Here is a 22,269-nt window from a genome sequence, read left to right on the forward strand (position 1 = left end):
GTGGGTGAGCGAAGCCTGAAGCGGCGCGCGGCGATCTGGCTGGCGGCGTTTTGCGCCTTCTACCTGACACTCGCCTATGTCGCGGCGCCGGGTTTCTGGACGTGGCGGGAGCGCGGCTTCCGCACCCGGCCCTTCGAGATGGTGACGCATACGCCGCAGGGCATTCCCGGCGACCCGATCAATGTCGGTCTTGTCGGCACCGAAAAGGAAGTCGTCCACGCCTTTGCCGTCGCCGGCTGGGATACGGCCGACGCCGTGACGCTGCGGACCGCGATCGACATCGGCGAAAGCGTGTTGTTTTCCCGCCCCTATCCGGACGCCCCGATAAGCCGCCTGCTGTTCGAGGGCCGCGCCCAGGACCTTGCCTTCGAAAAGCCGGTCGGCGACAGCGCCGACCGGCGCCACCATGTCCGTTTCTGGCTGACCGACACGGTCGGCGACGACGGCCGCCCGTTCTGGCTGGGCGCCGCGAGCTTCGATCGTGGCGTCGGCCTCAGCCACGACACCGGCGCCGTCACCCACCATATCGGCCCCGACATCGATGCGGAGCGCAACTTCCTGATCGGCGATCTCCAGGCCGCCGGTTTGCTGGCGTCAACCAGCGAGATACCCGGGATCGGCGCCACCAGAACGGGACGCAACGGCGGCGGCGATCCCTATTTCACCGACGGCATGGTCGTGATCGGCGTGCTGAAGACGCTGCAGTGACGGCGCCGACGGCGGTCAGGCTGTCGTGATCACGATCTTGCCGAACGGCCCTTCCTCCAGATGCTGGAGTGCCCGCGGCACCTCATCGAAGCGATAGACCTTGTCGATGACCGGCTTGATGCCGAGTGCCTCGATCGCCTGGTTCATGCGCTCGAACGCGCGCCGATGGCCGACCGAAATGCCCTGGACGACGATGCGGTTGCGCATGAACGGGATGATCGGAAAGCTGATCTCCATCGCGCCGAGCAGGCCGATGATCGAAAGCCGGCCGTCGGCGGCAAGAGCGTTGAGCGACAGCCGCGCATTGTCGCCGCCGACCATTTCCAGCACGTGGTTCACGCCGAGCCCGCCCGTCAGGGCGCGAGCGGCTTCGTCCCAGGCCGGCTGGGCGCGGTAGTTGATCGTCTGCCAGGCGCCGAGCTCCCTGGCGCGCTCCAGCTTCTCGTCGCTGCTCGAGGTGACGATGGCACGCAGACCGAAGGCGGCAGCGAATTGCAGGGCAAACAGCGACACGCCGCCCGTGCCCTGGATCAGGATGGTCTGGCCCGGCACCGGCTTTGTCGCCTCCGCCATCGCGAACCAGGCGGTCAGTGCCGCGATGGGCAGCGTTGCGGCTTCAATATCGTTGAGTGGGGCCGGCGCCAGCACCGCCGCGTCCTCGCCGAAGATGACATGCTCCGACAGCATGCCTGAAAGCGAGGAGCCGAGCGTGTGTTGGTGGAGCACCGCCGGCGCATCGCCGTCCGGCCAGTCGGCGATCACCTGCCCCAGCACCCGCTGTCCGACCTTGAAACGGCTGACCGCGCTGCCGACCGCCACGATCTCGCCCACGGCGTCCGAAGTCGGCACGAATGGGAAGGAAAGATCGGGGATCAGCACGCCGTCCACGATCATCTTGTCCTTGAAGTTCAGCGAGACGGCACTGGTCCGCACCAGAAGCTCGTACGGGCCTGGATCGGGTATCTCCCCGTTCACCGGCTTCAGTTTCGAAAGGCCGAACCCGCTCATTTGCCAGGATCTGTTGCCGTCGGTGCCCATGCGTGCGCTCCTTGTTTGATGGTGGCAAAAGATTTATGCGATCCGACTATGGAAAATAGTGCCGCAATGCGGGATATTTGGCGACAGATTGAAGAGCTAAGATCTACAATAGGTGAATGGAAATGGATCCGGCCGACCTCCAGGGTGTCGTCGCATTCGTCAACGCCGTCGAAGCCGGCAGCTTCACCGGCGCCGGCGAGCGGTTGCATGTGACGAAGTCGGCGATTGGCAAGTCGGTCGCGCAACTGGAGCAGCGGCTGGGTGTGCGCCTGCTCAACCGCACCACGCGCAGCCTCAGCCCGACCAGCGAAGGCGTGAGCTACTACGAAGCCTGCGCGCGGGCGCTTGCCGAGATCGAGGCCGGGCAAGCGCAGCTCGCCTCGCGCCGGCAGATCCCATCGGGCAAGCTCCGGGTCGATGTGCCGCTCGCCTTCGGCCGCCGATGCGTCGCGCCGGTGTTGTTCGACATCTCAAGCCGGTTTCCCGACCTGACGATCGAGGTCTCCTTCAATGACCGGCGCGTCGACCTGATCGAGGAAGGCATCGACCTTGCCGTGCGCATGGGCGACCTCGACGACAGCCTGTCGCTCGCGGCACGCCGCCTTTATGCCCAACGCTCGGCGATCTGCGCATCTCCGGCCTATCTCGAACAGCATGGCCGCCCGCAATCCATCGACGACCTCGCCCGGCACAGCGTCATCGGCTATGGGCGCGAAGGCATCGTTCGTCCGTGGGCCATACGCGACGGCGCCGGACATCTGACGACCTTCGTGCCCAAGGCGCGGCTTGTGCTCGGCCACGGCGAACCGATGCTGGACGCCGCGCTCGCCGGCTGCGGCATCACCTTCCTGCCGACCTGGCTTGCCGGCCAGAGCCTGAGGCGCGGCGCACTCGAAATGGTCCTGTCCGATTATCTGGTGGAGCACATCATCGTCCATGCAGTGTGGCCCGTCACGCGCGCGCTGACGCCCAAGGTGCGCGTGGTTATCGACGCGCTGGTCAAGCATTTTTCGGCGCCGATTTGGGATGCCGCCTGAACACTGCGCCTGTCATCTTCCAAAAATAACGGCGGGCTATTTTCGAATGCACTGCAGCAATGCTATTGACCGCCCATGCTTTATGTTGAAATCGCCGTCGTTGCCGTCCTCATCTTGGTGAACGGCCTTTTGTCGATGTCGGAGCTTGCCATCGTCTCGTCGCGGCCGGCCCGCCTCAAGGCCATGATCGACCGCAACGTCAAGGGCGCCGGCCGGGCGCTGGCGCTCGGCTCCAACCCCGGCAAGTTCCTGTCGTCGGTGCAGATCGGCATTACCCTGGTCGGTGTTCTCTCGGGCGCGTTCTCGGGCGCCACGCTCGGCGAACGGCTGGCGCAATATCTGGCGTCGACCGGCATCCGCGAAAACATCGCCGACCCTGTCGGCGTCGGCATCGTCGTTGCTTTGATCACCTATGCTTCGCTGATCGTCGGCGAGCTCGTGCCGAAGCAGATCGCGCTGAAGGATCCGGAACGCGTCGCCGTCAGGGCAGCGCCCGCGATGACTATCCTTGCCACCGTGTCGGCGCCGGTCGTCTTCCTGCTGGACCTTTCCGGCCGCGCCATCCTCTGGCTGCTTGGCCAGAGCGGCGAGGCGGAAGAGAAGGTCACCGACGAGGAGATCAAGATGCTGGTCGCCGAGGCCGAGCATCACGGCACCATCGAATCCGACGAGCGGCGCATGATTGCCGGCGTCATGCGCCTTGGCGACCGCGCCGTGCGCGCCGTGATGTCGCCGCGCACCGAGGTCGACTGGCTGAACCTGCAGTCCGACGAGACGGTAGTCCGAAAGCTGTTGATGGACACACAGCATTCGCGCCTGCCTGTCGGCGACGGCAACGTCGACGCCATGGTCGGCGTCATCCAGACGCGCGACGTTCTCGCCGCCCTTCTCGCCGGCAGGGTGCTGGATCCGCGCCAGCATGTGCGCGCCGCCCCCATCGTGCATGACCAGGCCGACGCGCTCGACGTCCTGCAGAAGCTCAGGGAATCGGACGTGCCTATGGCGCTGGTCCATGACGAATACGGCCATTTCGAAGGCATCGTCACGCCGGCCGACATCCTCGAAGCCATCACCGGCGTCTTCCGCTCCGACCTCGAGGCCGGCGAGGAGGAAAACGCCGTCAAGCGCGAGGACGGCTCCTGGCTGCTCGCCGGCTACATGCAGGCCGACGAGATGGCCGAGGTGCTGGGCATCGACCTGCCCGAGAACCGCGATTACGAAACCGTCGCAGGCTATGTGCTGTCGCATTTGCATCATCTGCCGACGACCGGCGAATGCGTCGACGCGCAAGGCTGGCGCTTCGAGGTGGTCGACCTCGACGGCCGCCGCATCGACAAGCTGATCGCCACCCGCCTGGCCGACGGCCACCGCCCGGTAGCGCGCTGACGCCATCGAAAGTCAGATTCCGACCGCCTGCTGACCGCCCGAGAACGCGATGGTCCACAGGTAAGTTTTTACGATGAAAGATTTGGGTTAAGGTGGCGCACTCCTGAAGCGGCGACGAGCATCCGCTATGGCCGAACACCTCGGCAAAGAAGAAAGCAACCGAACTGTCGACGACGATCCTCGTCTGGCCTTCATCTATAAGGAGGCGGTCAGAGGTCTCGATCATCAGCAGAACGTTGTCGAGAACATGAACACACGCGCCGGCAGCCTTATCTTTGCCACCGCTTTTGCAAACTCGTTGCTCGGCGGCAGGGCTCTTTCCGACGGGCTTGGGCTTTGGGATTGGGTCGCGGTGGCCCTGCTGTTCGCCATCGGCGGGCTCATCGTCTTTATGCTTTGGCCCTATCACAGATACACGTTCCGCTTCGATCCGGAAGAACTGCTTCATCAGTATGTGGACGGCGATAGGCCAGCGAAGATGTCGGCGATGTACCGTGCGCTTGCCCTGCGCATCAAGGAAGACATGGTCGGCAACTGGCGCATTATCCAGCGGCTGCGGCAGGCGTTGCAGATAGCGTTGCTTTTGCTGTTGCTCAACATCCTCGCTTGGCTTCTTGCGATCGCGGGCGTTTGAACCTGACGGCATCTGGCAGCCGCAGCTTCAACTTCGCCTCAATGCGCGTCCGGCGGCGGCGCCTTCGGCGTGCCGTTGCGCAGGAACGGAACCAGCGCCGTCGCGAAGACGAAAGCCGCCATAATGACCAGGAACGCATCCGCATATGTGTGGCGCGGCCTTGGACCGACCGACACGAAGTTGTGAGCAAACACAACGAATGCTTTCAGAAGGCCGCTGGCGACGGCACCGATCAGGGCAGCAGCACGACCTTGCCAATGGCGCGGCGCTCTTCGAGCAATCGATGCGCCTCGCTTGCCTCATCGAGCGGAAAGCAGCCACCGATCGCCACCTTCAGCCGGCCGCTCGCCGCCATGTCGAACAACTGCGCGAGACTTGTCCTGAGACTATCGGGAGACAAAAGCGGCAGCAGGGCAAAGCCTTTGAGCGATTGATTGCGGCCGATCAACGCTTCGAGCTCCGAGGCCGGCAATTGAAACCGGCCAAGCGCCGCGAACACCAGCTCGCCGCCGGGCGCCAGGATGTCGAGAAATTCCTTGGTCAACGCGCCGCCGACGGTGTCGTAGACGATTTCGGCATCCGAGCCATCGCTCGCTTCGCGCACTTGCGCCGGCCAGTCCGCCTCGCTGGAGGCGATCGCCGCATCGGCGCCAAGCGACAGGACGAAATCGCGCTTGGCCTTGCCGCCGGCCAGCGCGATGACGCGACGCGCGCCCTGCCCTTTGGCAAGTTGTACAAGCAGTGAACCGACGCCACCGGCGGCGGCCGGAACCAGCACCGTCCTGCCGGCCGGCGGACTTTGCCGCAGCAGATGCAGGGACGTCACCCCCTGCACCATCAAGGCGGTCGCGTCTTCAAAGGAGAGCGCATCCGGCAAAGGCATGACGAGGCCGGCGTCGATAGCCACATACTCGGCATAGCCGCCGAATGGCCGGGCCGAGACGAACAGCGGCGCGGCGACGCGCTGCCGCAACAGGCGCCGGTCAACGCCCTCGCCGACCGCCTCGACGGTACCGGCGACCTCGACGCCGGGAGATAAAGGCAGGCTCGGCGTGACCGCGTAGCGATCGGCGCGCATCAGCACTTCGAAGAAATTGATGCCGGCGGCTCCGACCCTGACCAGGACCTCGCCGGCTGCCGCGACGGGCGTTGCAAGGTCGACGACTTGCAATACTTCCGGGCCGCCGAAACGGTTGAACTGGATGGCTTTCATAGCAGGCTCCGATCGCTATGGCATCGGCCGCCCTTTGCCACTATCTGCACTGTCGTCGCTACACACGGATTTGTCCGCTGCACACTCGGAGGTGACCATGGCCCGCATGATCAAACGACTGCCTATGCTGCCGGCCGAACGCGCGCTGAAGGTGATCTCGGGGCGCTGGAAAGCGGTGATCCTCTATTATCTGTTCGACGGTCCGCGCCGGCTTTCGGCGCTCAAGGCGCTGATGCCCGGCATCACCCAGAAGGTGCTCATCGATCAGCTGCGCGAGATGGAGGAGCATGGGCTGGTCAGCCGCAAGATTTTTGCGGAAATCCCGGCGCGTGTCGAATATGCCGCGACGCCGCTCGGCCTTAGCCTCGAGCCTATCCTTCTGGCGCTTTGCCAATGGGGACAGCACCACGCCGACGAGCTGGACGAGCGGGCGCATCTTGCCGATTGCATCATCAGGCCGAGGCCGACCACTGAGGCTTCCGCGAATTAAAAGGGCGGCGCAAGCGCCGCCCTTCGGGAGGATGATGTCTTTGTCGCTCAAGCGGCCTGGGCTTCGCTGGCGATCGCGTCGGCGGCGCGCGCGGCCTTCAGCACCTTGGCCCACCAGGCGACGTCATTGACCAGCGCCGCGGCTGACTGGTTCAGATGCTCGATGTCCTCGAGCTTCTTCTCGCCCTGGCGTACCGCAAGGAAATCGCCCCAGGCGATATGCACGGCCGACTTGACCGGCGCCATCTGCAATTCGACGGCGGCCAGGCGAAGGTGCTCGACTGCGCGCGAGCCGCCGACCGAGCCATAGCCGACGAAGCCGGCCGGCTTCTTGTTCCACTCATTGGCGGCGTAGTCGATGGCGTTCTTCAAGACGGCGGTCGGGCCATGATTGTATTCGGCGGCGGTGAAGATGAAGCCGTCGAACCCGGCGACCTTCTTCTGCCAGCGCTGCGCCACTTCATTCTGCGACGGCGCCCAGGCGGAGGAAGCGACCTCGTCGAAGAAGGGCAGCGGCCAGTCGCGCAGATCGACGATCTCGACATCGATATCGGCGTGCGACTTGGCGATCTTGGCGATCCACTGTGTCGGTACGTCAGCGAAGCGGGCAGCGCGCGTCGAACCGACGACAATGGCGATTTTGGGCTTGGACATAAGGGGCTCTCCTTGCGGGAATTTCTGGTATCGTTTGGATACCGGCGCTATATGTGATACTGACAAACCGGCGCGCAAGGAGGCACGTTTTTGTTACTGAGGCACCCGCACAACACCGAGGACTGCCGGGCCGTGTCGGAAATCCTGCAACGGGTCGGCGACAAATGGACCGTGCTCGTCGTCGGCAAGCTGGGCGGCGGGGCGATGCGCTTCAACGAATTGCGCGCGGCCGTCGGCGGCATTTCGCAGAAGATGCTGACCACCACCTTGCGCGGTCTGGAGCGCGACGGCTTCGTCACGCGCAAGGTTTTTCCGACCATTCCGCCGCGTGTCGATTACGAGCTGACCGAACTCGGCCACGAGCTGCTGGTGCCGGTCGGCGCGCTCGGCGAATGGGCGCGCAAGAACACCAATCGGGTCCGCGAAGCACGCGCGAAATTCGACGGCCTGCAGGCCTGAAAGCCTTGCCGTGCAAGGACCTCGGAGCTTTCGCGGCGAGGCGCCTGCCGGCCGCAAGGCAGGCCGCGCAGCAACACCTCAAAATCTTTGGATCTTATCGCATCGGACTGTAGCCGGTCAGGCGCGCATTCACCTCTTATGCCAAAAGTCGCCTTGCCGTGACAGTCATTCAGGTGTTTCGCGCGATGTCGCCGCAAGGCGCGAGATCGCAAATCGCGCCTTGCCCCTCCGCGTCCCCGTTGCCACCCAGACTCGCGGTGCGCGGAAGGTCCGTTTTGACCTCGGCATAGGCCGTTATGCCGAGCAGGCAGACCAGAGCAATAAGAGCTGCCACGAGCCAGCCGTTCAGCATGTGTTGACGCATTGTCTTTCCCCCGCGCCCTGAAAGTGGCGCGTGAAGGCAACCATTGGATGTCGCGGGGCGCATCTGCCGCGCGGGCGTTGTTACAAAACCGCGAGCCTGGGAGAATCAGGAACCCATCAGATCTCCGCCGGAGCGTCAGCTCTCGGCCGGAACCGGCTTCGGCTTGCCCTCGCCGTCGAGCGCCACCATGACGAAATCGGCATGGGTGACCTTCTCCATCAGGTCGGAAAGGTAGCGCTGCGCCCAGGCCTCGACCTTGAGCACCATCGAGGTGCGGCCGACGCGCTCGACATGCGTGTAGATGCATAGCGTGTCGCCGATCTTCATCGCTTTGGCGAAGGACATCTCCTTGACCGCCGCCGTCACCACGCGGCCCTTGGCGCGCTCGGCGGCACGGATGCCGCAGGCAAGATCCATCTGCGCCATCACCCAGCCGCCGAAAATATCGCCGGCGGCATTGGCGTCGGACGGCATGGCGAGCGTCCTCAAGGTGAGATCGCCGAGCGGCTTTCCGTCCGCGTAATGCACCATGCCGGAGTTCCTTCTCGTATTGATTGTGTTGATCCCGTAGCGTTGCTCCCCTCACCCGTCAACGCGTCCTGCAATGCTGACAGCCGGAGCTTTCGATCCTAGGCTGTGTTCGCGTAACGCCTGGTGCAGGAAGGAATTGGCTTTGCCGCTCAATCGCGTCGTCCTTTACGTGAGAAACATCGAAGTGGCGGTGGCTTTTTACGAAAGACACTTCAGCTTCAAAACTTACCGCGAACAGGACGACAGGATTGTCGAGCTGATCAATCCAGCCGGGGGTGCAAGCCTCATGCTCCACCTTGCGGCCAAAGGACAGAAAACGGGACAATCGACCGTCAAATTGGTCTTCGATGTTGAGGATGTCGAAGCCTTTGCCGCGGGTAGCGCGAAGAAAAGGACTGGAATTCGGCGCACTGCACAGGGCGGACGGCTATGCCTTTGCCAACGCCCGCGATCCCAGTGACAATCCGATATCGATTTCGAGCCGTGCTTTTCGAAAAAGCGGCAATACCGTCGGTTGAGCAAAAAGGCGCCGGTCGCTTTTTTCACAAGCCATGCCGGAAGCCACGGCGACGCCACAAGCCGGCAGTGTCTAGGGTAAGCTGCAAATTGCGGAGCCCGCCCTTCCATCATGCAGACTTATGATTTCATCGTCGTCGGCTCCGGCTCGGCCGGTTCGGTCGTTGCCGACAAGCTTTCGGCTTCGGGCCGCTTCTCGGTGCTGGTGCTGGAGGCCGGCGGGACCGACCGGCGCTTCTACGTCCAGATGCCGCTCGGCTATGGCAAGACCTTCTTCGACCCGGCCGTCAACTGGAACTACAAGGCCGAGTTGGATCCCGGCCTCGCCGGCAACGCCGATCATTGGCCGCGCGGCAAGCTGCTCGGCGGTTCGAGCTCGATCAACGCGATGGTCTTCATCCGCGGCGCGCGCGAGGATTTCGATGCCTGGGCCGCCGCCGGCAATCCCGGCTGGAGCTATGACGACCTCCTGCCCTCCTTCAAGGCGATGGAAGACAATGCGGCCGGCGCCGACCAGTGGCGCGGCGTCGGCGGGCCGTTGCACATCACCGACTGCACGAACGCGGTGCACCCGCTGACCAAGCGCTACCTCGCCGCCGCCCAGCAAGCCGGGCTGCCGTTCAACCCGGATTTCAACGGCGCTTCTCAGGAAGGTGTCGGTGTCTACCAGATCACGACGAAGAACGGCCGCCGCATGTCCACCGCCCGCGCCTTCCTGCGGCCGGCGATGAAGCGCGGCAACCTCCATGTCGAGACCAACGCGCTGGCGACGAGAATCCTGTTCGAAGGCAAGCGCGCCGTCGGTGTCGAATATGAGCAGAACGGCGAGAAGAAAACTGTCCGCGCGGGCCGCGAGGTGATTCTTTCGGGCGGCTCGGTCAACTCGCCGCAGTTGCTTCAGCTTTCCGGTGTCGGTCCGTCCGCATTGCTCGGCGACCTCGGCATCCCGGTCGTCCACGCCAACGACAATGTCGGCGCCAATTTGCAGGACCACGTCGGTGTCAACTACACCTTCAAGGGCAAGCTGCCGACGCTGAACCAGATCTTGCGGCCCTGGTGGGGCAAGCTTCTGGTCGGCATGCAATACATCCTGCTGCGTTCGGGTCCGCTGTCGCTGTCGATGAACAATGCCGGCGGCTTCTTCCGCACCCACCCGTCGATGACGCGGCCGAACATGCAGCTCTATTTCCAGGCCTTCTCGACTGTCATTCCAAAGAGCGGCGAGCGTCCGATCCTGACGCCCGATCCGTGGCCGGGCTTCTCGATCGGCCTGTCCAACTGCCGCCCGTCGAGCCGCGGCGAGATCATGATCCGCTCGAAGGACCCGCGCGACTATCCGAAGATCGCGCCCAACGCCTATTCGACCAATGCCGATGTCGACGAAATGCTGGCGGCGGTGAAGTTCGTGCGCAAGATCGCCTCGATGCCGGCCATGGCCGAGATCATCGAGGAAGAGGTGCTGCCCGGCCCGTCGGTCCACTCGGACGCCGATCTGATCCAGGATTTCAGGAAACGCTCGGGCACCGTCTATCATCCGGTCTCGACCTGCCGCATGGGGCCAGACGCCACGCGCACCGTCGTCGATCCACGGCTGAAGGTTCATGGGCTGGAAGCGCTGCGTGTCATCGACGCTTCAATTTTCCCCGACAACATCACGGGCAACACCAATGCCGCCTCGATCCTCACCGGATGGAAAGGCGCCGAACTGGTTCTGGAGGATCACAAATGAAGATCACCGACGTCAAAACCTGGGTCGTCGGCAATCCGCCGCCCGGCATCGGCGGCAAGTATTTCATCTTCGTCAAGCTCACCACCGATAGCGGCGTGGTGGGCTATGGCGAGGCCTACAACGCCACCTTCTCGGCGCATGTCACCGCGAAGATGATCGAGGACATGGCCGAGCGCTATCTCGTCGGCCGCGATCCGCACGACATCGAGAATTTCTTCCGCCGCGCCTATTCCTCCGGCTTCACCCAGCGCCCCGACGTCTCCGGGATGGGCTGCTTCTCGGCGCTGGAAATGGCCTGTTGGGACATTGTCGGCAAGGAGGCCAACAAGCCGGTCTATAAGCTGCTCGGTGGCCAGGTGCACCAGACGCTGCGCTCCTACACCTATCTCTACCCGCATACCGGCAGCGTCCATTCCGAGGACGCGCCAAGCGGCAAGAATGTCTACAACGATCCCGACTTGGCTGCCGCCTGCGCGCTCGAATATGTCGAGCAAGGTTTCAATGCCGTCAAGCTCGATCCGGCCGGCCCCTACACCGCCTTTGACGGTCACCAGCCACGGCTGATCGACATCGATGTCTCGACCCGCATGATCAAGGCGATCCGGGAAGCTGTAGGCACCCGCGCCGACATATTGTTCGGCACGCATGGCCAGTTCACCGCGTCCGGCGCGCTGCGCATGGCGCGCGCCATCGAGCCCTACGATCCTCTGTGGTTCGAGGAGCCGGTGCCGCCCGATATGCCGGAGGTGATGGCGCAGGTCGCCCGCGCGACCTCGATCCCGATCGCCACCGGCGAACGGCTGACGACGAAGTCCGAATTCGCCCGCGTCATCGAGCACCGCGCCGCGACCATCCTACAGCCGGATCTCGGCCGCTCCGGCGGCATTCTGGAGACCAAGAAGATCGCCGCCATGGCCGAGGCCTATCATATCCAGGTGGCGCCGCACTGCTATTGCGGCCCGATCGTCGGCGCCGCAAACATCCAGCTCGCGGTGACGCTGCCCAACTTCCTCATCCTGGAATCGCTGAAGCAGTGGGACGGCTTTCACGCCACGCTGCTCAAGAAGAAGATCGAATGGCAGGACGGCAACGTCATCCCGTCGAAGGAGCCCGGCCTCGGCGTCGAGCTCAACGAGGACGTCTGCGACGCGCATCCCTATAGCGGCAAGGACCTGCATCTGCAGATGATGCAGACGCCGTTGATGCCGTGACCCTCGCTTACGCCTTCATCGGCCTTGGCCATCTCGGCGCCAACCTTGCCGCCAGCCTGCTGCGCAACGGCTTTGCCGTCACCGTCTTCGACCGCGACCCGGCGGCGGTCGAGAGCCTTGTCGCGCTCGGCGCGACGGCGGCGACCAGCCCGGCCGAAGCCGCCGCCCGCGCCGGCAATGCGATCACCTGCCTGCCCTCGCCAAAGGTCAGCGAAGCGGTACTCACCGGCCCCGACGGACTGCTTCACGGTCTGCCCACGGGCGGCACCTGGATCGAGATGTCGACCAATGGCCGCGACGAGATACTGCGGCTTGCCGCACTCGCTTCGGCAAAGGGCATGGAGACGCTCGAATGCCCGGTCACCGGCGGCGTGCATCTGGCGGCCGCGGGCAGGATCACCGCTCTCGTCGGCGGCGATGCGGCGCTCTACGAGCGGCACCGGCCGGCAATCGAGGCGATGTGCGCGAAGTCGTTCCTGATGGGCCCGGTCGGTTCGGCGGCGGTGATCAAGGTCATTACCAATATGCTCGCCTTCATCCATCTGGTCGCCGCCGGCGAGGCGCTGATGCTGGCCAAGCAGGGCGGGCTCGACCTCGCCCAAGCCTACCATGCCATCGTCGCTTCTTCCGGCAACAGCTTCGTCCATGAGACCGAAAGCCAGCTCATCCTCAACGGCTCATACGACATCGGCTTCACCATGGACCTGGCGCTCAAGGACCTCGGCTTCGCGCTGACCATGGGCAGGGATTTCGGCGCGCCGCTCGATCTGGCGTCTCGCGTCAACGCGATCTTCGAAGAGGGCAAGCGCGCCTATGGCGGCGACGCCTGGTCGACCCAGATCGTCAAGCTGCTGGAGGATGAAGTCGGCGTGGAGCTTCGCGCGCCGGGCTTTCCCGCCAAGCTCGAACTATAACCGGCAAACATTTACCCAGCTGTTTCAATCACCTGACTGCACCGGCTGAATCGAACCCTCAGCCAGTTGAATCAACCTCTCAACGTCAGTGCGCGGGGCAGAATCTCGAACGTCGCCGGAATGCGCCCGGGCGACTCGCCGTCTATGTCGACCAGCGCGCCGTTCTTCTCGACATCGCCCAATGGCTCGACCAGCACCTTGCGTCCGCGCCGGATGGTGATTGCCGGATGGTTGCGATGCCATCCGCCATAGAGCAGGCGGATGTCCCGGATCAGGCCGAGCTTGCCGGCGGCGCGCAGGATGACGATGTCGAACTGGCCGTCGGCGAGTTCGGCGTCCGGCGCGATCATCATGCCGCCGCCGAAGAATTTTCCGTTGGCTACCGCCACCAGCGCCACGCGCGCCTCGACCGGTTCGCCGTCGTCGATCGTGATCCTGACGTCCTGGAAGCGGTAGCGGATGAATTCCGCCACGGTGCGCCAGAAGAACAGTGCCTTGGCCGAGACCCTGCCCTTGCGCTTGTCGGCGTTGACGGCGCGGTCCGTCGCGCCGGACAGGCCGAGGCTGGCGACGTTGATGAAGTGGCGGCTGGCCAGCGCCCCGTGGTCGTCGATGTAGCAGATGCGACCCGCGTCGATTTTCCGGTCCTCGGCATCGGCGATCCGCTTCAGCGTGGCGTCGATGCCGCGCGGCAAGTTGAGCCCGCGCGCGAAGTCGATGCCGGTGCCGCAAGGCAGAAGCCCCAGCGCACTTTCGCGGCCGGTCTCATGCTGCGCCTGCAGCAGCCCGTCGGCCACCTCGCTGGCGGTGCCGTCGCCGCCGGCGGCGATCACCAGATCGCATCCGCCGGCGGCGAGGTCGATCGCCAGCCGCTCGGCGTCGCCGCCGGCTTGCGTCTCGCGCAGGTCGAAATCACCGAAATTCCTGCTGAGCGACGCTGCCGCCTCCGCCCAATGCCGCTTGAGCCTGCCGCCGCCGGCTATCGGATTGAGAACCACCCCGACCTTCAAGCTGACCTCCCCCGAGGCAAGTCGCGCAAAATGCGCGGCGGATTCCGCGCTGGCGTCCGAAGTCTTTTGCCGGCCCAAAACCTTTTACCTGCATTGAAACGCGGACCGGGCGGCGGGGCAAGGCTCCAGTGTCCAAGGGCCACAGAAAAGCGGGCAGGCCGTCCAAGGGTCCGACAGGCAATTTCCGGAGCTTTTGGCCATTGGTCCCCGATAATCCCGCTATCCACAGGGCTACCGGCATTCCCCAAACCCCTTACCCGGCGTAGGTTCAACTCATCTCAGGCGGCTACCGAACGCCCAGCCGAAAGGCAAAGCGCAAGGCGGATTTCCTGAGGCCCGTACGGCCCAGAACGAGAGCAGGTTCGCCTGTTGGAGGGATGATGCCGAGACCTACGGGTGCCGCGGAAAGCGTGCCAACGCCGACGGCGGACCGATGCTGCCATGAAGGCCGGTAAAAACCTTCGATGGCACGCTGGGCGAAGCCTGCAAGGGTGGAGATCGGCGTGGTCTGGAACGGGCGCCGCCCTCGGGTGGCGACTGGCAGGACCGTCAAAATCAAGGCTGGCCTGGCGCGACGACTTTACGGAAGTTGCTGCCTTAACCGGTTCTGATCTGACAGGGAGGCGCTGGGAGAAATCCCGGCGCCGACTGTCTTTTTTGGAGCGGCTTTCCGGGCAGTTTGCTGCGGTGCTTCGCCAAGCCGGCGAGTAGCCCCCTGCGGGATCGCCCTGGCCGTTCGCCGCCGCCCTACTTCTTCGACGGCTTGCGCTTGAACAACCCGCTTAAATATTCCGGACGCACGGCGCCGCTGATCACCGTGAAGATCGCCAGCATGATGCTGGCCAGCGCGCCGTCATGCCAGGGCCTGAACGCCACCGCATCGACAGCGTAGGCCCAGAACGGGAAGGCAAGCATCGACATGACGATGTTGGCCCCGGGGGCCTCCGTCCCGTCGGCGGAATCGCTCATCGATTTGAGGTAGAGCGGCGTCATTGCCAGCGCGATGACGAACACGACCCGTGAAATGTCCCAGACGCTGAAGCCGGCCATGGTGACCGTTTGAATTGCAGTCCGCACCGCATCGGGCACGTCTTTGGCATCGCTGGCCTGGGCAACCGCGACAGGTTTTTTGACCGCATTGTCGAGAATGGAATTGACGAAGATGAAGAATGCCACGATTTCGGCCGGCACGTATTTCGCCACCCGCTCCAGATAATCGTCGCCTTTTTTCGCTTTGCCATCCCCGGCGCCTGTCTGCAAATTCTCCTCGACCGCTTCTGCTTTCAGGTTACCGCCGATCGTGGACTCGAGGCGCCTTTGCAATACTGGACTGGCAGGTTGCGCAGTACGGACAATTCTTCCCATGTAAACCCCTCCATCGTTTTCACATGACCCCGCCAGTATCGTAGAAGAAAAATCTTCGGAACAACAGTTGGCACTTCGCCGTCCGGGCCCGATTATTTCAAACCTTCCCAGGCCGTTGTCGTGTCTTGACGTCTCGGATCGTCGAATCGGGGCGGTGGCGGCATATCGCAGGGCGCGCAGCAGTGCCGGTTTTGCAAACGCAGCCAAAATCCCGCCTTGTTCGCGCGCGATGGGATGTCGAGTGTCGCCGGGACCAAGGTCCCGACACGAACCTGAATGGGCTGCCGGGGGGCATCTCGAGGTGACAAAACCGTGATCAAGACCGCCCTTGTCGCCATGACCATTGTCGGCTGCGACTGCGACGCCAAGCTGTGCGAATATATCGGTGAGACGCCGGCCAAATGGACAACGATCGCCGGCTGCGAAGCTGCGATGAAGAGCCAGATGCTGCACCAGCGTAATTTCAACTATCCGCTGGTTTCGGGCATCTGCCGCGTCAAGGGCTCGGCCTCCTCCTCCGAGCTTGCCGCGAAAGCCTCCAAACCGGATCTGAAGCCCACGAACCGCGTCGTCGAAACCATCGCCCCGCTGCCGCCCGAACTCGACCACCGTCCCAGCGCTCCGGTCGGCGCAACGGTGACCGCCAGCGAAACGGAAGCCGCGAAGCCGGTCGCCTTCGATGGGTCGGTCGATGGCGGCCGCGCCGTGCTTTACCGCACCAAGGCCGGCTATGCCGTGGTCAAGACCGATCTCGGCCGCGCCGCTGGCGCGACCGTGGACGCGGCAAAACGCTCGGCAAGCTGGCTGGCCGGTCTGACCGGTCTGTAAGCCCGCCTATAGTTCAACCTTCAGGGTCTCCCAGAACTTGTCGATCAGCGGCTGTTCGGTGGCATTGTCCTGATCGCCGATGCGCGTGATGAAGAGCAGCCCCTGATCGGCGGTGCTGAAGCCGATGAGTCACCGGGAATGATATTTCCGACTGGGGCTACACCAAAAACGGTCGCCAGGTCGGCAGCTTCACCGTTTGCGTGATGTTCAAGAAGATGTCGAAGGAAGAGGCCGACGACATGCGCGCCACATACGGCTTCGATTGCTGAACAGCATGCATCGCGGGACGTGCCTTGGAGGCGAACACTCGCGGGCAATGTCAGCAGTCCGCTTGCAGGGCGGGAAAGATCGCGCCTAAGCGCTCGGTAGCCTTTCGTCTCAATGATCCCTCCAGGGCCTCGACCGGCATCAGCCGCTCGTGGCCGCCTGCTCGCAGCCGCATGAAGAAATGCATCCTGTAGGCGGCGATGGTGCCCCGCGTGACCGGATCGGCGCTGACATCGACAACGAATATCGAGCCGATGCGTGCCGGCCATGGCAGCCTGGCAAAGGCAGTGCCGAGAAAATCGCCGAGCCCATAGGCGGCGAGGCTGTCGCCAATCCGCTCGATTGGCTGCACGACATGCGCGTGATGCCCGACGATCAGCCCGGTGCCGTGGCCAGCCAATTTTCTCGCCAACTGCCGCGTCGCCGGCCTCGGAAAATGCCGGAACTCCCAGTCCCAATGCGGCACCGCGCAAAGCAGGTCGATGCCGGAAACCGCGTCGCGCGGCCATTCGGCGGCACGCGTCGAGACGCGCGTTTCAAACGGCGCCGCACCGGTGTTGCGCCAAAGCGTGAAAGCCGCAAAGCCGATCGTCAGCGATCCGAGGGCATGAACCTGGATCGGTCCACCGGCCACCGTGCCGATGGTGCGAATCCCGAGCCGGTCGAGCGCCGCGAGCGTTTCCTCGAAACCGGCAGTCCCCTGGTCGAGCATATGGTTGTTGGCCAAAGACAGCACGACCTTGTCACGTGAGATGCCGACAGCCGTAAGCGCGTCCGCCAGAAAGCGCTCGCTCATTGCATGGTGGGTGCCGAGCCACGTGCCCGTCACCGCGCGTGGACACTCGATGATCGGGCTTTCGCAATTGCCGACCACAAGGTCGGCGGATGAAAGCAGTGCGGCAATGGCCGGATCGCATTCCGGCGCATCGCGATTGGCGACGGCCGAAATGTCGCCGACGAACGCCAGCCGCACGGTCCGCATTGGCAGCGGATCGACCAGCGTCACCGCGGACGCCGCAAAACCGCTTCTGTCGCCGCCAAGCGACGGTCGCAGCAAGCGCAGCAGCCATGACAGTTTGTAGGAAAGCGGATAATTCGACACGGGCACGTCCAGTTTCGCCCTCTGTAGACTGTCTGACCGGCCGGTTGAAGCCGGGCGCGATTCCGAAAGCAAGCTCGCTGATCGGCACGGGTGGAGGACGCCTTGAGCCAAATACGTGTATGCTCGCGACATGACGCAGTGGAGGGCGATGATGATGATGCGTAGAGCGATCCTTGCAGCAGCCTTGTTTGCATTCTTGCCGGCGTCCTTCGCCTGGGCGGAGATGCCGGACGCAGCCAAGGCCATGTTCGAGGCGAAGAGCGCGGCCGACCGAAACTCCGCGCTTTCGACGCTGGAGGCGGCGGCAGCCAAGGACCCGGCATCGGCCTATGCCGCCGGCGCCGGCGAATTCTTCACCGCGCTGGAGCTGCTCGCCAGCGGCCTGCATCGGCACGGTTTCGAGAGTCCGAAATCCTTCATGCTGCCGCTGATGCAATTGCCCGTGCCGACCAATCCCGATCCGCAACCGCTGACTTACGAACAGTTCCGCGCCATCCTGGTCGCCTTCCGTGACCGGCTCGAAAAATCCGCGGCAACGCTGGGCTCCGTGCCGGCCGAAGCCGATATCGGCATGGTGGTCGATCTCACCCGCGTCGGCATCGATCTCAACGAGGACGGCCATCTCGCGCCCGACGAAAGCATCGCCGCCATCATGGCCTCACTCTCGCGCGGCAGCGTCGATACGAGCGATGCCGCGCCGTCGCTCACCTTCCGCTTCGACCGCGCCGACGGCTTCTGGCTGCAAGGGTACGCCGAGTTCCTGATGGCGCAGGCCGATTTCTGGCTGGCGCATGATTTCCGCAATGCCTTCGACGGCTCGTTCCACATGCTGTTCCCACGCGCCAAACTGCCGCTCCAGGACACGCTGGTGCCGCTGGATGGCGGCATGAGCGGCAACATGTTCGCCTCGGAATGGCGCTTCGCCGACTTCATCTCGCTGGTGCATCTCGTCAACTGGCCGGTAATCGAGCCGGAGCGCCGGCAGGCCGCGCGGCGCCATCTGCTGGAGATGATCCGGCTGTCGCGCCAGGACTGGAAAGCGATCCTGGCCGAGACCGACAACGACCGCGAATGGCTGCCGGGACCACAGCAGAAGGGCGTCAACCCGCTGACCGGCCTTGAAGTCGGTCAGGAACAGGTGCAAGCTTGGCTCGCCACGCTGACCATGGCCGAGGACCTTCTCGAAGGCCGCGTGCTGCTGCCGCATTTCCGCATCGCCGACAAGGGCATCAACATGAAGCGCTTCTTCGACGAGCCGAAACCTTTCGATCTGGTGCTGTCGATCACCGGCCCCGGCATCGCGCCCTATCTCGAAAGCGGCAGTATCCTCAGCAGCGACGATTTCGACCAGATCCAGCGCCAGTTCGGTGGCGCCGGCTTTTTGACGTTCGCGCTATGGTTCAATTGAGCAGCTGCGGTTCGGCGTGACGCCGCTCCTGACAGCCTTCTGTCAGCAGCACCGGCTGCCGTTGCCTGCCCCTTCACTCCGCTCTTTCCATTTCCGCCGAGTCCTCCCATATTCGGGGCATGGCCAAACTTCCTGAAAAGAAAACGCCTTCGCCGGCGAAAGATGGTGCGCCGAAGCGGCGCAGTCCATTGACCGAATTCCTCGATGCCGCCGAACCGCGGGAGCCCGGCGGTTTTGCCGAGGCGCCGCAAGCCGACTTTACGGGCGCGCCGCTGACCGGCTCGATCTCCGATTGGGCCGGGCAGATTGAGCGCGAGGCGGAAAAACAGCCGAAGGCAAAGGCGCCGAAGAAGATCCCCGAACGCTCGTCCGCGCCGGGACGCACCGCGCGCGGCACCTCGATGGGCGGCGCGGCAACCGCGCGTGAACGCACGGCGGCCGGCCTCAACCCGGTCGCCGGCCTCGACGTCTCGCTGGAAGAAGCCGAGACGATGACGTCGAGCGGCGTCACCGCCACGGTGGCGGCGCTGTCGGCGCTGATCGAATCCGGCAATCCCTTGCACAAGGACGGCGTGCTGTGGACGCCGCATCGCCCCGAGCGCCCGGAAAAGTCCGAAGGCGGCATCGCCATCAAGATGGTGTCGGATTTCGAGCCGGCCGGCGACCAGCCGACGGCGATCAAGGATCTCGTCGAAGGCGTCGACAACAACGACCGCACCCAGGTGCTGCTCGGCGTCACCGGCTCCGGCAAGACCTTCACCATGGCCAAGGTGATCGAGGAGACGCAGCGCCCTGCCTTGATCCTGGCGCCCAACAAGACGCTGGCGGCACAGCTCTATTCCGAGTTCAAGAAATTCTTCCCCGACAACGCAGTCGAGTATTTCGTCTCCTACTACGACTATTACCAGCCGGAGGCTTACGTACCGCGCACCGATACCTTCATCGAGAAGGAATCGTCGATCAACGAGCAGATCGACCGCATGCGCCATTCGGCGACGCGCTCGCTGCTGGAGCGCGACGATGTCATCATCGTCGCCTCGGTGTCCTGCATCTACGGTATCGGCTCGGTCGAGACCTATACGGCGATGACCTTCCAGATGCAGATCGGCGATCGGCTCGACCAGCGCGCGCTGCTCGCCGATTTGGTCGCGCAGCAATACAAGCGCCAGGACATCAACTTTGTCCGCGGCTCCTTCCGCGTGCGCGGCGACACGATCGAGATCTTCCCGGCCCACCTGGAAGACCGCGCCTGGCGTATCTCGATGTTCGGCGACGAGATCGAACAGATCACCGAATTCGACCCGCTGACCGGCCAGAAAACCGGCGAGCTGAAAAGCGTCAAGATCTACGCCAACTCGCACTATGTGACGCCGCGCCCGACCTTGAATCAAGCCATCAAGTCGATCAAGGAAGAGCTCAAGCAGCGCCTGCAAGAGCTTGAAAAGGCTGGCCGCCTGCTGGAGGCGCAGCGGCTGGAGCAGCGTACCCGCTTTGATCTCGAGATGCTGGAGGCCACCGGCTCCTGCGCCGGCATCGAGAATTATTCGCGCTATCTGACCGGACGCCAGCCGGGCGATCCGCCGCCGACACTGTTCGAGTATATCCCTGATAACGCGCTGGTCTTCGTCGACGAAAGCCACGTCACCGTGCCACAGATCGGCGGCATGTATCGCGGCGACTTCCGTCGCAAGGCGACGCTGGCGGAATACGGCTTCCGCCTGCCCTCCTGCATGGATAACCGGCCGCTGCGCTTCGAGGAATGGGACGCCATGCGGCCGCTGTCGGTCGCGGTTTCGGCGACGCCTGGCGGCTGGGAGATGGAGCAGTCCGGCGGCGTCTTCGCCGAGCAGGTCATCCGCCCGACCGGGCTGATCGATCCGCCGGTCGAGGTGCGTCCGGCCAAGACCCAGGTCGACGACGTCGTCGGCGAGATCCGCGACACCACCAGGGCCGGCTACCGCACGCTGGTCACCGTGCTGACCAAGCGCATGGCCGAGGACCTGACCGAATATCTGCACGAGAACGGCATCCGCGTCCGCTACATGCACTCCGACATCGACACGCTGGAGCGCATCGAGATCCTGCGCGACCTGCGCCTCGGCGCCTTCGACGTGCTGGTCGGCATCAACCTTTTGCGCGAGGGCCTCGACATTCCCGAATGCGGCTTCGTCGCCATCCTCGACGCCGACAAGGAAGGGTTCCTGCGCTCGGAAACCTCGCTGATCCAGACCATCGGCCGCGCCGCCCGCAATGTCGACGGCAAGGTCATCCTCTACGCCGACCAGATCACCGGCTCGATGGAACGTGCGATGGCGGAGACCAACCGCCGCCGCGAAAAGCAGATGGAATGGAACGCCGCCAACGGCATCACGCCGGAATCGGTCAAGTCGCGCATCGCCGACATTCTCGACTCCGTCTACGAGAAGGATCACGTGCGCGCCGACATCTCGCAGTTCACCGACGATGCCGGTGCGATGATCGGCAACAACCTCAAGGTCCATCTCGACGCGCTCGACAAGCAGATGCGCGACGCCGCCGCCAATCTCGACTTCGAGAAAGCGGCCCGCATCCGCGACGAAATCAAGCGGCTGCGCGAGATGGAACTGTCGATCTCCGACGACCCGCTGGCGCGCGAGGTGGAAGGCCAAAGTCCCGCCTCGGGTCGCGAAAAGGGCAAGCACAACAAGGGCGTGGCCAAGCATCGCACAGTCGAGGAACAGGAGCGTTTCCGCAAGCTCGACGAAGCACGTGCCGCCGAAGAGGCGGCCAAGGCTGCCCGGCCCAACCTCTTCCGCAAGCCCGATCTCGACGAGATGGGCGCCGACGGCGCCGTGCCGGTGAAGAAGCCGCTCTTCGCCAAGCCGTCGATCGACGACATGGGGCCAGGTACCGACATGCCGACGCCGGCGGGTGCAGTGTCACGCTCGCTCTTCAAAAGGCAGACGGCGCAGGAAGCGCATGGCTCCGACTTCGGCATTCCCGGCGAACCCACCAAGCCGCTGTTCAAGAAGAACTCGCTCGACGAGATGACGGTGCGGCGGACGGAAAAGCCGGTCGAAGGAAAACTACCGGCAAAGCCAAAGCCAATCTCCCCCCAAGTGGGGGCCGCCAGGGCAGAGGAGAGCGCGAAGGGCCGCGATGACAAACCGGTAATTCGTCAACGCGCCGGCATCGGATCCTACGAGGACCCGGCCGACGAGCGCCGTCAAAAGCGCCGCCCGGGCAAGACGGGGCGGCCGGGACACTAATGCATGTCGCCCAGAAGTGTGATGCGGTTCTGGGACAACGACATGCCTCGAAACGAACACTCAAAGCGCGTCGCCTGAATCCGTTTCAGCGCGACGCATCGCTTCACACATAAGGCGGGAAGGAAGCGTGGCCCATCGGCCTCCGCTTGCTATGGACG

22 protein-coding genes and 1 pseudogene are annotated in these 22,269 nt (G+C 64.1%); 14 read left to right on the forward strand and 9 right to left on the reverse strand.

The genetic code is table 11. The features are described 5' to 3' along the window. On the forward strand, positions 1 to 708 hold the full coding sequence (locus RFM68_RS19815; RefSeq protein WP_320234691.1) for an LssY C-terminal domain-containing protein: 708 nt from the start codon (positions 1 to 3) through the stop codon (positions 706 to 708). Between the two features lie 15 nt (positions 709 to 723). Here the strand turns inward: RFM68_RS19815 and RFM68_RS19820 are convergent, their stop codons facing one another. After that, positions 724 to 1,746, reverse strand: a complete 1,023-nt coding sequence (locus RFM68_RS19820; protein WP_320234692.1) for a zinc-dependent alcohol dehydrogenase family protein — start codon at positions 1,744 to 1,746, stop codon at positions 724 to 726. Positions 1,747 to 1,868: 122 nt separating this feature from the next. On the opposite strand from RFM68_RS19820, the gene RFM68_RS19825 reads away from it, so the two are divergent. The 3 genes from RFM68_RS19825 (at position 1,869) to RFM68_RS19835 (ending at position 4,803) form a co-directional block, all read left to right on the forward strand. Next, entirely contained in the window at positions 1,869 to 2,783 is a 915-nt protein-coding gene (locus RFM68_RS19825; RefSeq protein ID WP_320234693.1) for a LysR family transcriptional regulator, read from the forward strand. Positions 2,784 to 2,858: 75 nt separating this feature from the next. Continuing rightward, the gene (locus tag RFM68_RS19830) at positions 2,859 to 4,169 is read left to right on the forward strand and encodes a hemolysin family protein (protein ID WP_320234694.1); all 1,311 of its coding nucleotides are present in this window, start codon (positions 2,859 to 2,861) and stop codon (positions 4,167 to 4,169) included. A 127-nt stretch (positions 4,170 to 4,296) separates the two neighbouring features. After that, entirely contained in the window at positions 4,297 to 4,803 is a 507-nt protein-coding gene (locus RFM68_RS19835) for a hypothetical protein (RefSeq protein ID WP_320234695.1), read from the forward strand. A gap of 38 nt (positions 4,804 to 4,841) precedes the next feature. On the opposite strand, the gene RFM68_RS19840 is transcribed toward RFM68_RS19835, so the two are convergent. Both RFM68_RS19840 and RFM68_RS19845 read right to left on the reverse strand, forming a co-directional pair. Beyond that, positions 4,842 to 4,997, reverse strand: coding sequence for a hypothetical protein (locus RFM68_RS19840; protein ID WP_320234696.1), 156 nt, complete (start codon positions 4,995 to 4,997; stop codon positions 4,842 to 4,844). 38 nt (positions 4,998 to 5,035) lie between these two features. Continuing rightward, complete coding sequence (locus RFM68_RS19845) at positions 5,036 to 6,016, reverse strand: quinone oxidoreductase family protein (protein WP_320234697.1); 981 nt, start codon at positions 6,014 to 6,016, stop codon at positions 5,036 to 5,038. Positions 6,017 to 6,113: 97 nt separating this feature from the next. Between RFM68_RS19845 and RFM68_RS19850 the strand changes: the two genes are divergently transcribed. Then, entirely contained in the window at positions 6,114 to 6,506 is a 393-nt protein-coding gene (locus tag RFM68_RS19850; protein ID WP_320234698.1) for a winged helix-turn-helix transcriptional regulator, read from the forward strand. Between the two features lie 47 nt (positions 6,507 to 6,553). Here the strand turns inward: RFM68_RS19850 and RFM68_RS19855 are convergent, their stop codons facing one another. Then, a complete protein-coding gene (locus RFM68_RS19855) occupies positions 6,554 to 7,159 on the reverse strand; it encodes an NADPH-dependent FMN reductase (RefSeq protein ID WP_320234699.1) in 606 nt (201 codons plus the stop codon). 90 nt (positions 7,160 to 7,249) lie between these two features. Between RFM68_RS19855 and RFM68_RS19860 the strand changes: the two genes are divergently transcribed. Beyond that, positions 7,250 to 7,618 (forward strand): winged helix-turn-helix transcriptional regulator, encoded by a 369-nt coding sequence (locus tag RFM68_RS19860; RefSeq protein ID WP_320234700.1) that lies wholly within the window; start codon positions 7,250 to 7,252, stop codon positions 7,616 to 7,618. A gap of 169 nt (positions 7,619 to 7,787) precedes the next feature. Here RFM68_RS19860 and RFM68_RS19865 read toward each other — a convergent pair whose 3' ends face one another. Both RFM68_RS19865 and RFM68_RS19870 read right to left on the reverse strand, forming a co-directional pair. Next, entirely contained in the window at positions 7,788 to 7,970 is a 183-nt protein-coding gene (locus RFM68_RS19865) for a hypothetical protein (protein ID WP_320234701.1), read from the reverse strand. Between the two features lie 147 nt (positions 7,971 to 8,117). Then, positions 8,118 to 8,513 (reverse strand): acyl-CoA thioesterase, encoded by a 396-nt coding sequence (locus RFM68_RS19870; protein ID WP_320217521.1) that lies wholly within the window; start codon positions 8,511 to 8,513, stop codon positions 8,118 to 8,120. Between the two features lie 142 nt (positions 8,514 to 8,655). Here RFM68_RS19870 and RFM68_RS19875 point away from each other — a divergent pair. The 4 genes and pseudogenes from RFM68_RS19875 to RFM68_RS19890 all read left to right on the forward strand — a co-directional run bounded on the left by RFM68_RS19875 (position 8,656) and on the right by RFM68_RS19890 (position 12,883). Beyond that, positions 8,656 to 9,031: pseudogene (locus RFM68_RS19875) on the forward strand (VOC family protein). A 110-nt stretch (positions 9,032 to 9,141) separates the two neighbouring features. After that, positions 9,142 to 10,758, forward strand: a complete 1,617-nt coding sequence (locus RFM68_RS19880; protein ID WP_320234702.1) for a GMC family oxidoreductase — start codon at positions 9,142 to 9,144, stop codon at positions 10,756 to 10,758. Then, a complete protein-coding gene (locus RFM68_RS19885; RefSeq protein ID WP_320234703.1) occupies positions 10,755 to 11,969 on the forward strand; it encodes a mandelate racemase/muconate lactonizing enzyme family protein in 1,215 nt (404 codons plus the stop codon). Before RFM68_RS19880 ends, RFM68_RS19885 begins: the two co-directional genes overlap by 4 nt. Further along, entirely contained in the window at positions 11,966 to 12,883 is a 918-nt protein-coding gene (locus RFM68_RS19890; RefSeq protein WP_320234704.1) for an NAD(P)-dependent oxidoreductase, read from the forward strand. The genes RFM68_RS19885 and RFM68_RS19890 overlap by 4 nt, the downstream gene beginning before the upstream one ends. A gap of 71 nt (positions 12,884 to 12,954) precedes the next feature. On the opposite strand, the gene RFM68_RS19895 is transcribed toward RFM68_RS19890, so the two are convergent. Both RFM68_RS19895 and RFM68_RS19900 read right to left on the reverse strand, forming a co-directional pair. Next, entirely contained in the window at positions 12,955 to 13,893 is a 939-nt protein-coding gene (locus RFM68_RS19895) for a diacylglycerol/lipid kinase family protein (RefSeq protein ID WP_320234705.1), read from the reverse strand. Positions 13,894 to 14,640: 747 nt separating this feature from the next. After that, on the reverse strand, positions 14,641 to 15,258 hold the full coding sequence (locus tag RFM68_RS19900; RefSeq protein WP_320234706.1) for a hypothetical protein: 618 nt from the start codon (positions 15,256 to 15,258) through the stop codon (positions 14,641 to 14,643). A 312-nt stretch (positions 15,259 to 15,570) separates the two neighbouring features. On the opposite strand from RFM68_RS19900, the gene RFM68_RS19905 reads away from it, so the two are divergent. Both RFM68_RS19905 and RFM68_RS19910 read left to right on the forward strand, forming a co-directional pair. Continuing rightward, entirely contained in the window at positions 15,571 to 16,086 is a 516-nt protein-coding gene (locus tag RFM68_RS19905; protein ID WP_320234707.1) for a hypothetical protein, read from the forward strand. A 143-nt stretch (positions 16,087 to 16,229) separates the two neighbouring features. Beyond that, the gene (locus RFM68_RS19910; protein WP_320234776.1) at positions 16,230 to 16,355 is read left to right on the forward strand and encodes a DUF2314 domain-containing protein; all 126 of its coding nucleotides are present in this window, start codon (positions 16,230 to 16,232) and stop codon (positions 16,353 to 16,355) included. Between the two features lie 50 nt (positions 16,356 to 16,405). On the opposite strand, the gene RFM68_RS19915 is transcribed toward RFM68_RS19910, so the two are convergent. Then, complete coding sequence (locus RFM68_RS19915) at positions 16,406 to 17,455, reverse strand: CapA family protein (protein ID WP_320234708.1); 1,050 nt, start codon at positions 17,453 to 17,455, stop codon at positions 16,406 to 16,408. A 157-nt stretch (positions 17,456 to 17,612) separates the two neighbouring features. Between RFM68_RS19915 and RFM68_RS19920 the strand changes: the two genes are divergently transcribed. Both RFM68_RS19920 and uvrB read left to right on the forward strand, forming a co-directional pair. Beyond that, positions 17,613 to 18,863, forward strand: a complete 1,251-nt coding sequence (locus RFM68_RS19920) for a hypothetical protein (protein ID WP_430694894.1) — start codon at positions 17,613 to 17,615, stop codon at positions 18,861 to 18,863. 119 nt (positions 18,864 to 18,982) lie between these two features. Then, positions 18,983 to 22,111 carry an excinuclease ABC subunit UvrB gene (uvrB, locus tag RFM68_RS19925; RefSeq protein WP_320234710.1) on the forward strand — a complete coding sequence of 1,043 codons (3,129 nt, stop codon included), beginning with the start codon at positions 18,983 to 18,985 and terminating at the stop codon, positions 22,109 to 22,111. Positions 22,112 to 22,269 lie beyond the last annotated feature (158 nt).

This window comes from Mesorhizobium montanum (assembly GCF_033977145.1).
GTDB classification, from domain to species: domain Bacteria; phylum Pseudomonadota; class Alphaproteobacteria; order Rhizobiales; family Rhizobiaceae; genus Mesorhizobium; species Mesorhizobium montanum.

What these genes read in the sequence shown, in the direction of transcription:
- RFM68_RS19885 (WP_320234703.1), top strand. Translation starts at nt 10,755, where the DNA reads ATGAAGATCACCGACGTCAAAACCTGGGTCGTCGGCAATCCGCCGCCC.
- RFM68_RS19845 (WP_320234697.1), bottom strand. Translation starts at nt 6,016, where the DNA reads ATGAAAGCCATCCAGTTCAACCGTTTCGGCGGCCCGGAAGTATTGCAA.
- RFM68_RS19825 (WP_320234693.1), top strand. Translation starts at nt 1,869, where the DNA reads ATGGATCCGGCCGACCTCCAGGGTGTCGTCGCATTCGTCAACGCCGTC.
- RFM68_RS19900 (WP_320234706.1), bottom strand. Translation starts at nt 15,258, where the DNA reads ATGGGAAGAATTGTCCGTACTGCGCAACCTGCCAGTCCAGTATTGCAA.
- RFM68_RS19865 (WP_320234701.1), bottom strand. Translation starts at nt 7,970, where the DNA reads ATGCTGAACGGCTGGCTCGTGGCAGCTCTTATTGCTCTGGTCTGCCTG.
- RFM68_RS19820 (WP_320234692.1), bottom strand. Translation starts at nt 1,746, where the DNA reads ATGGGCACCGACGGCAACAGATCCTGGCAAATGAGCGGGTTCGGCCTT.
- RFM68_RS19870 (WP_320217521.1), bottom strand. Translation starts at nt 8,513, where the DNA reads ATGGTGCATTACGCGGACGGAAAGCCGCTCGGCGATCTCACCTTGAGG.
- RFM68_RS19880 (WP_320234702.1), top strand. Translation starts at nt 9,142, where the DNA reads ATGCAGACTTATGATTTCATCGTCGTCGGCTCCGGCTCGGCCGGTTCG.
- RFM68_RS19920 (WP_430694894.1), top strand. Translation starts at nt 17,613, where the DNA reads ATGCGTAGAGCGATCCTTGCAGCAGCCTTGTTTGCATTCTTGCCGGCG.
- uvrB (WP_320234710.1), top strand. Translation starts at nt 18,983, where the DNA reads ATGGCCAAACTTCCTGAAAAGAAAACGCCTTCGCCGGCGAAAGATGGT.
- RFM68_RS19835 (WP_320234695.1), top strand. Translation starts at nt 4,297, where the DNA reads ATGGCCGAACACCTCGGCAAAGAAGAAAGCAACCGAACTGTCGACGAC.
- RFM68_RS19830 (WP_320234694.1), top strand. Translation starts at nt 2,859, where the DNA reads ATGCTTTATGTTGAAATCGCCGTCGTTGCCGTCCTCATCTTGGTGAAC.
- RFM68_RS19850 (WP_320234698.1), top strand. Translation starts at nt 6,114, where the DNA reads ATGGCCCGCATGATCAAACGACTGCCTATGCTGCCGGCCGAACGCGCG.
- RFM68_RS19855 (WP_320234699.1), bottom strand. Translation starts at nt 7,159, where the DNA reads ATGTCCAAGCCCAAAATCGCCATTGTCGTCGGTTCGACGCGCGCTGCC.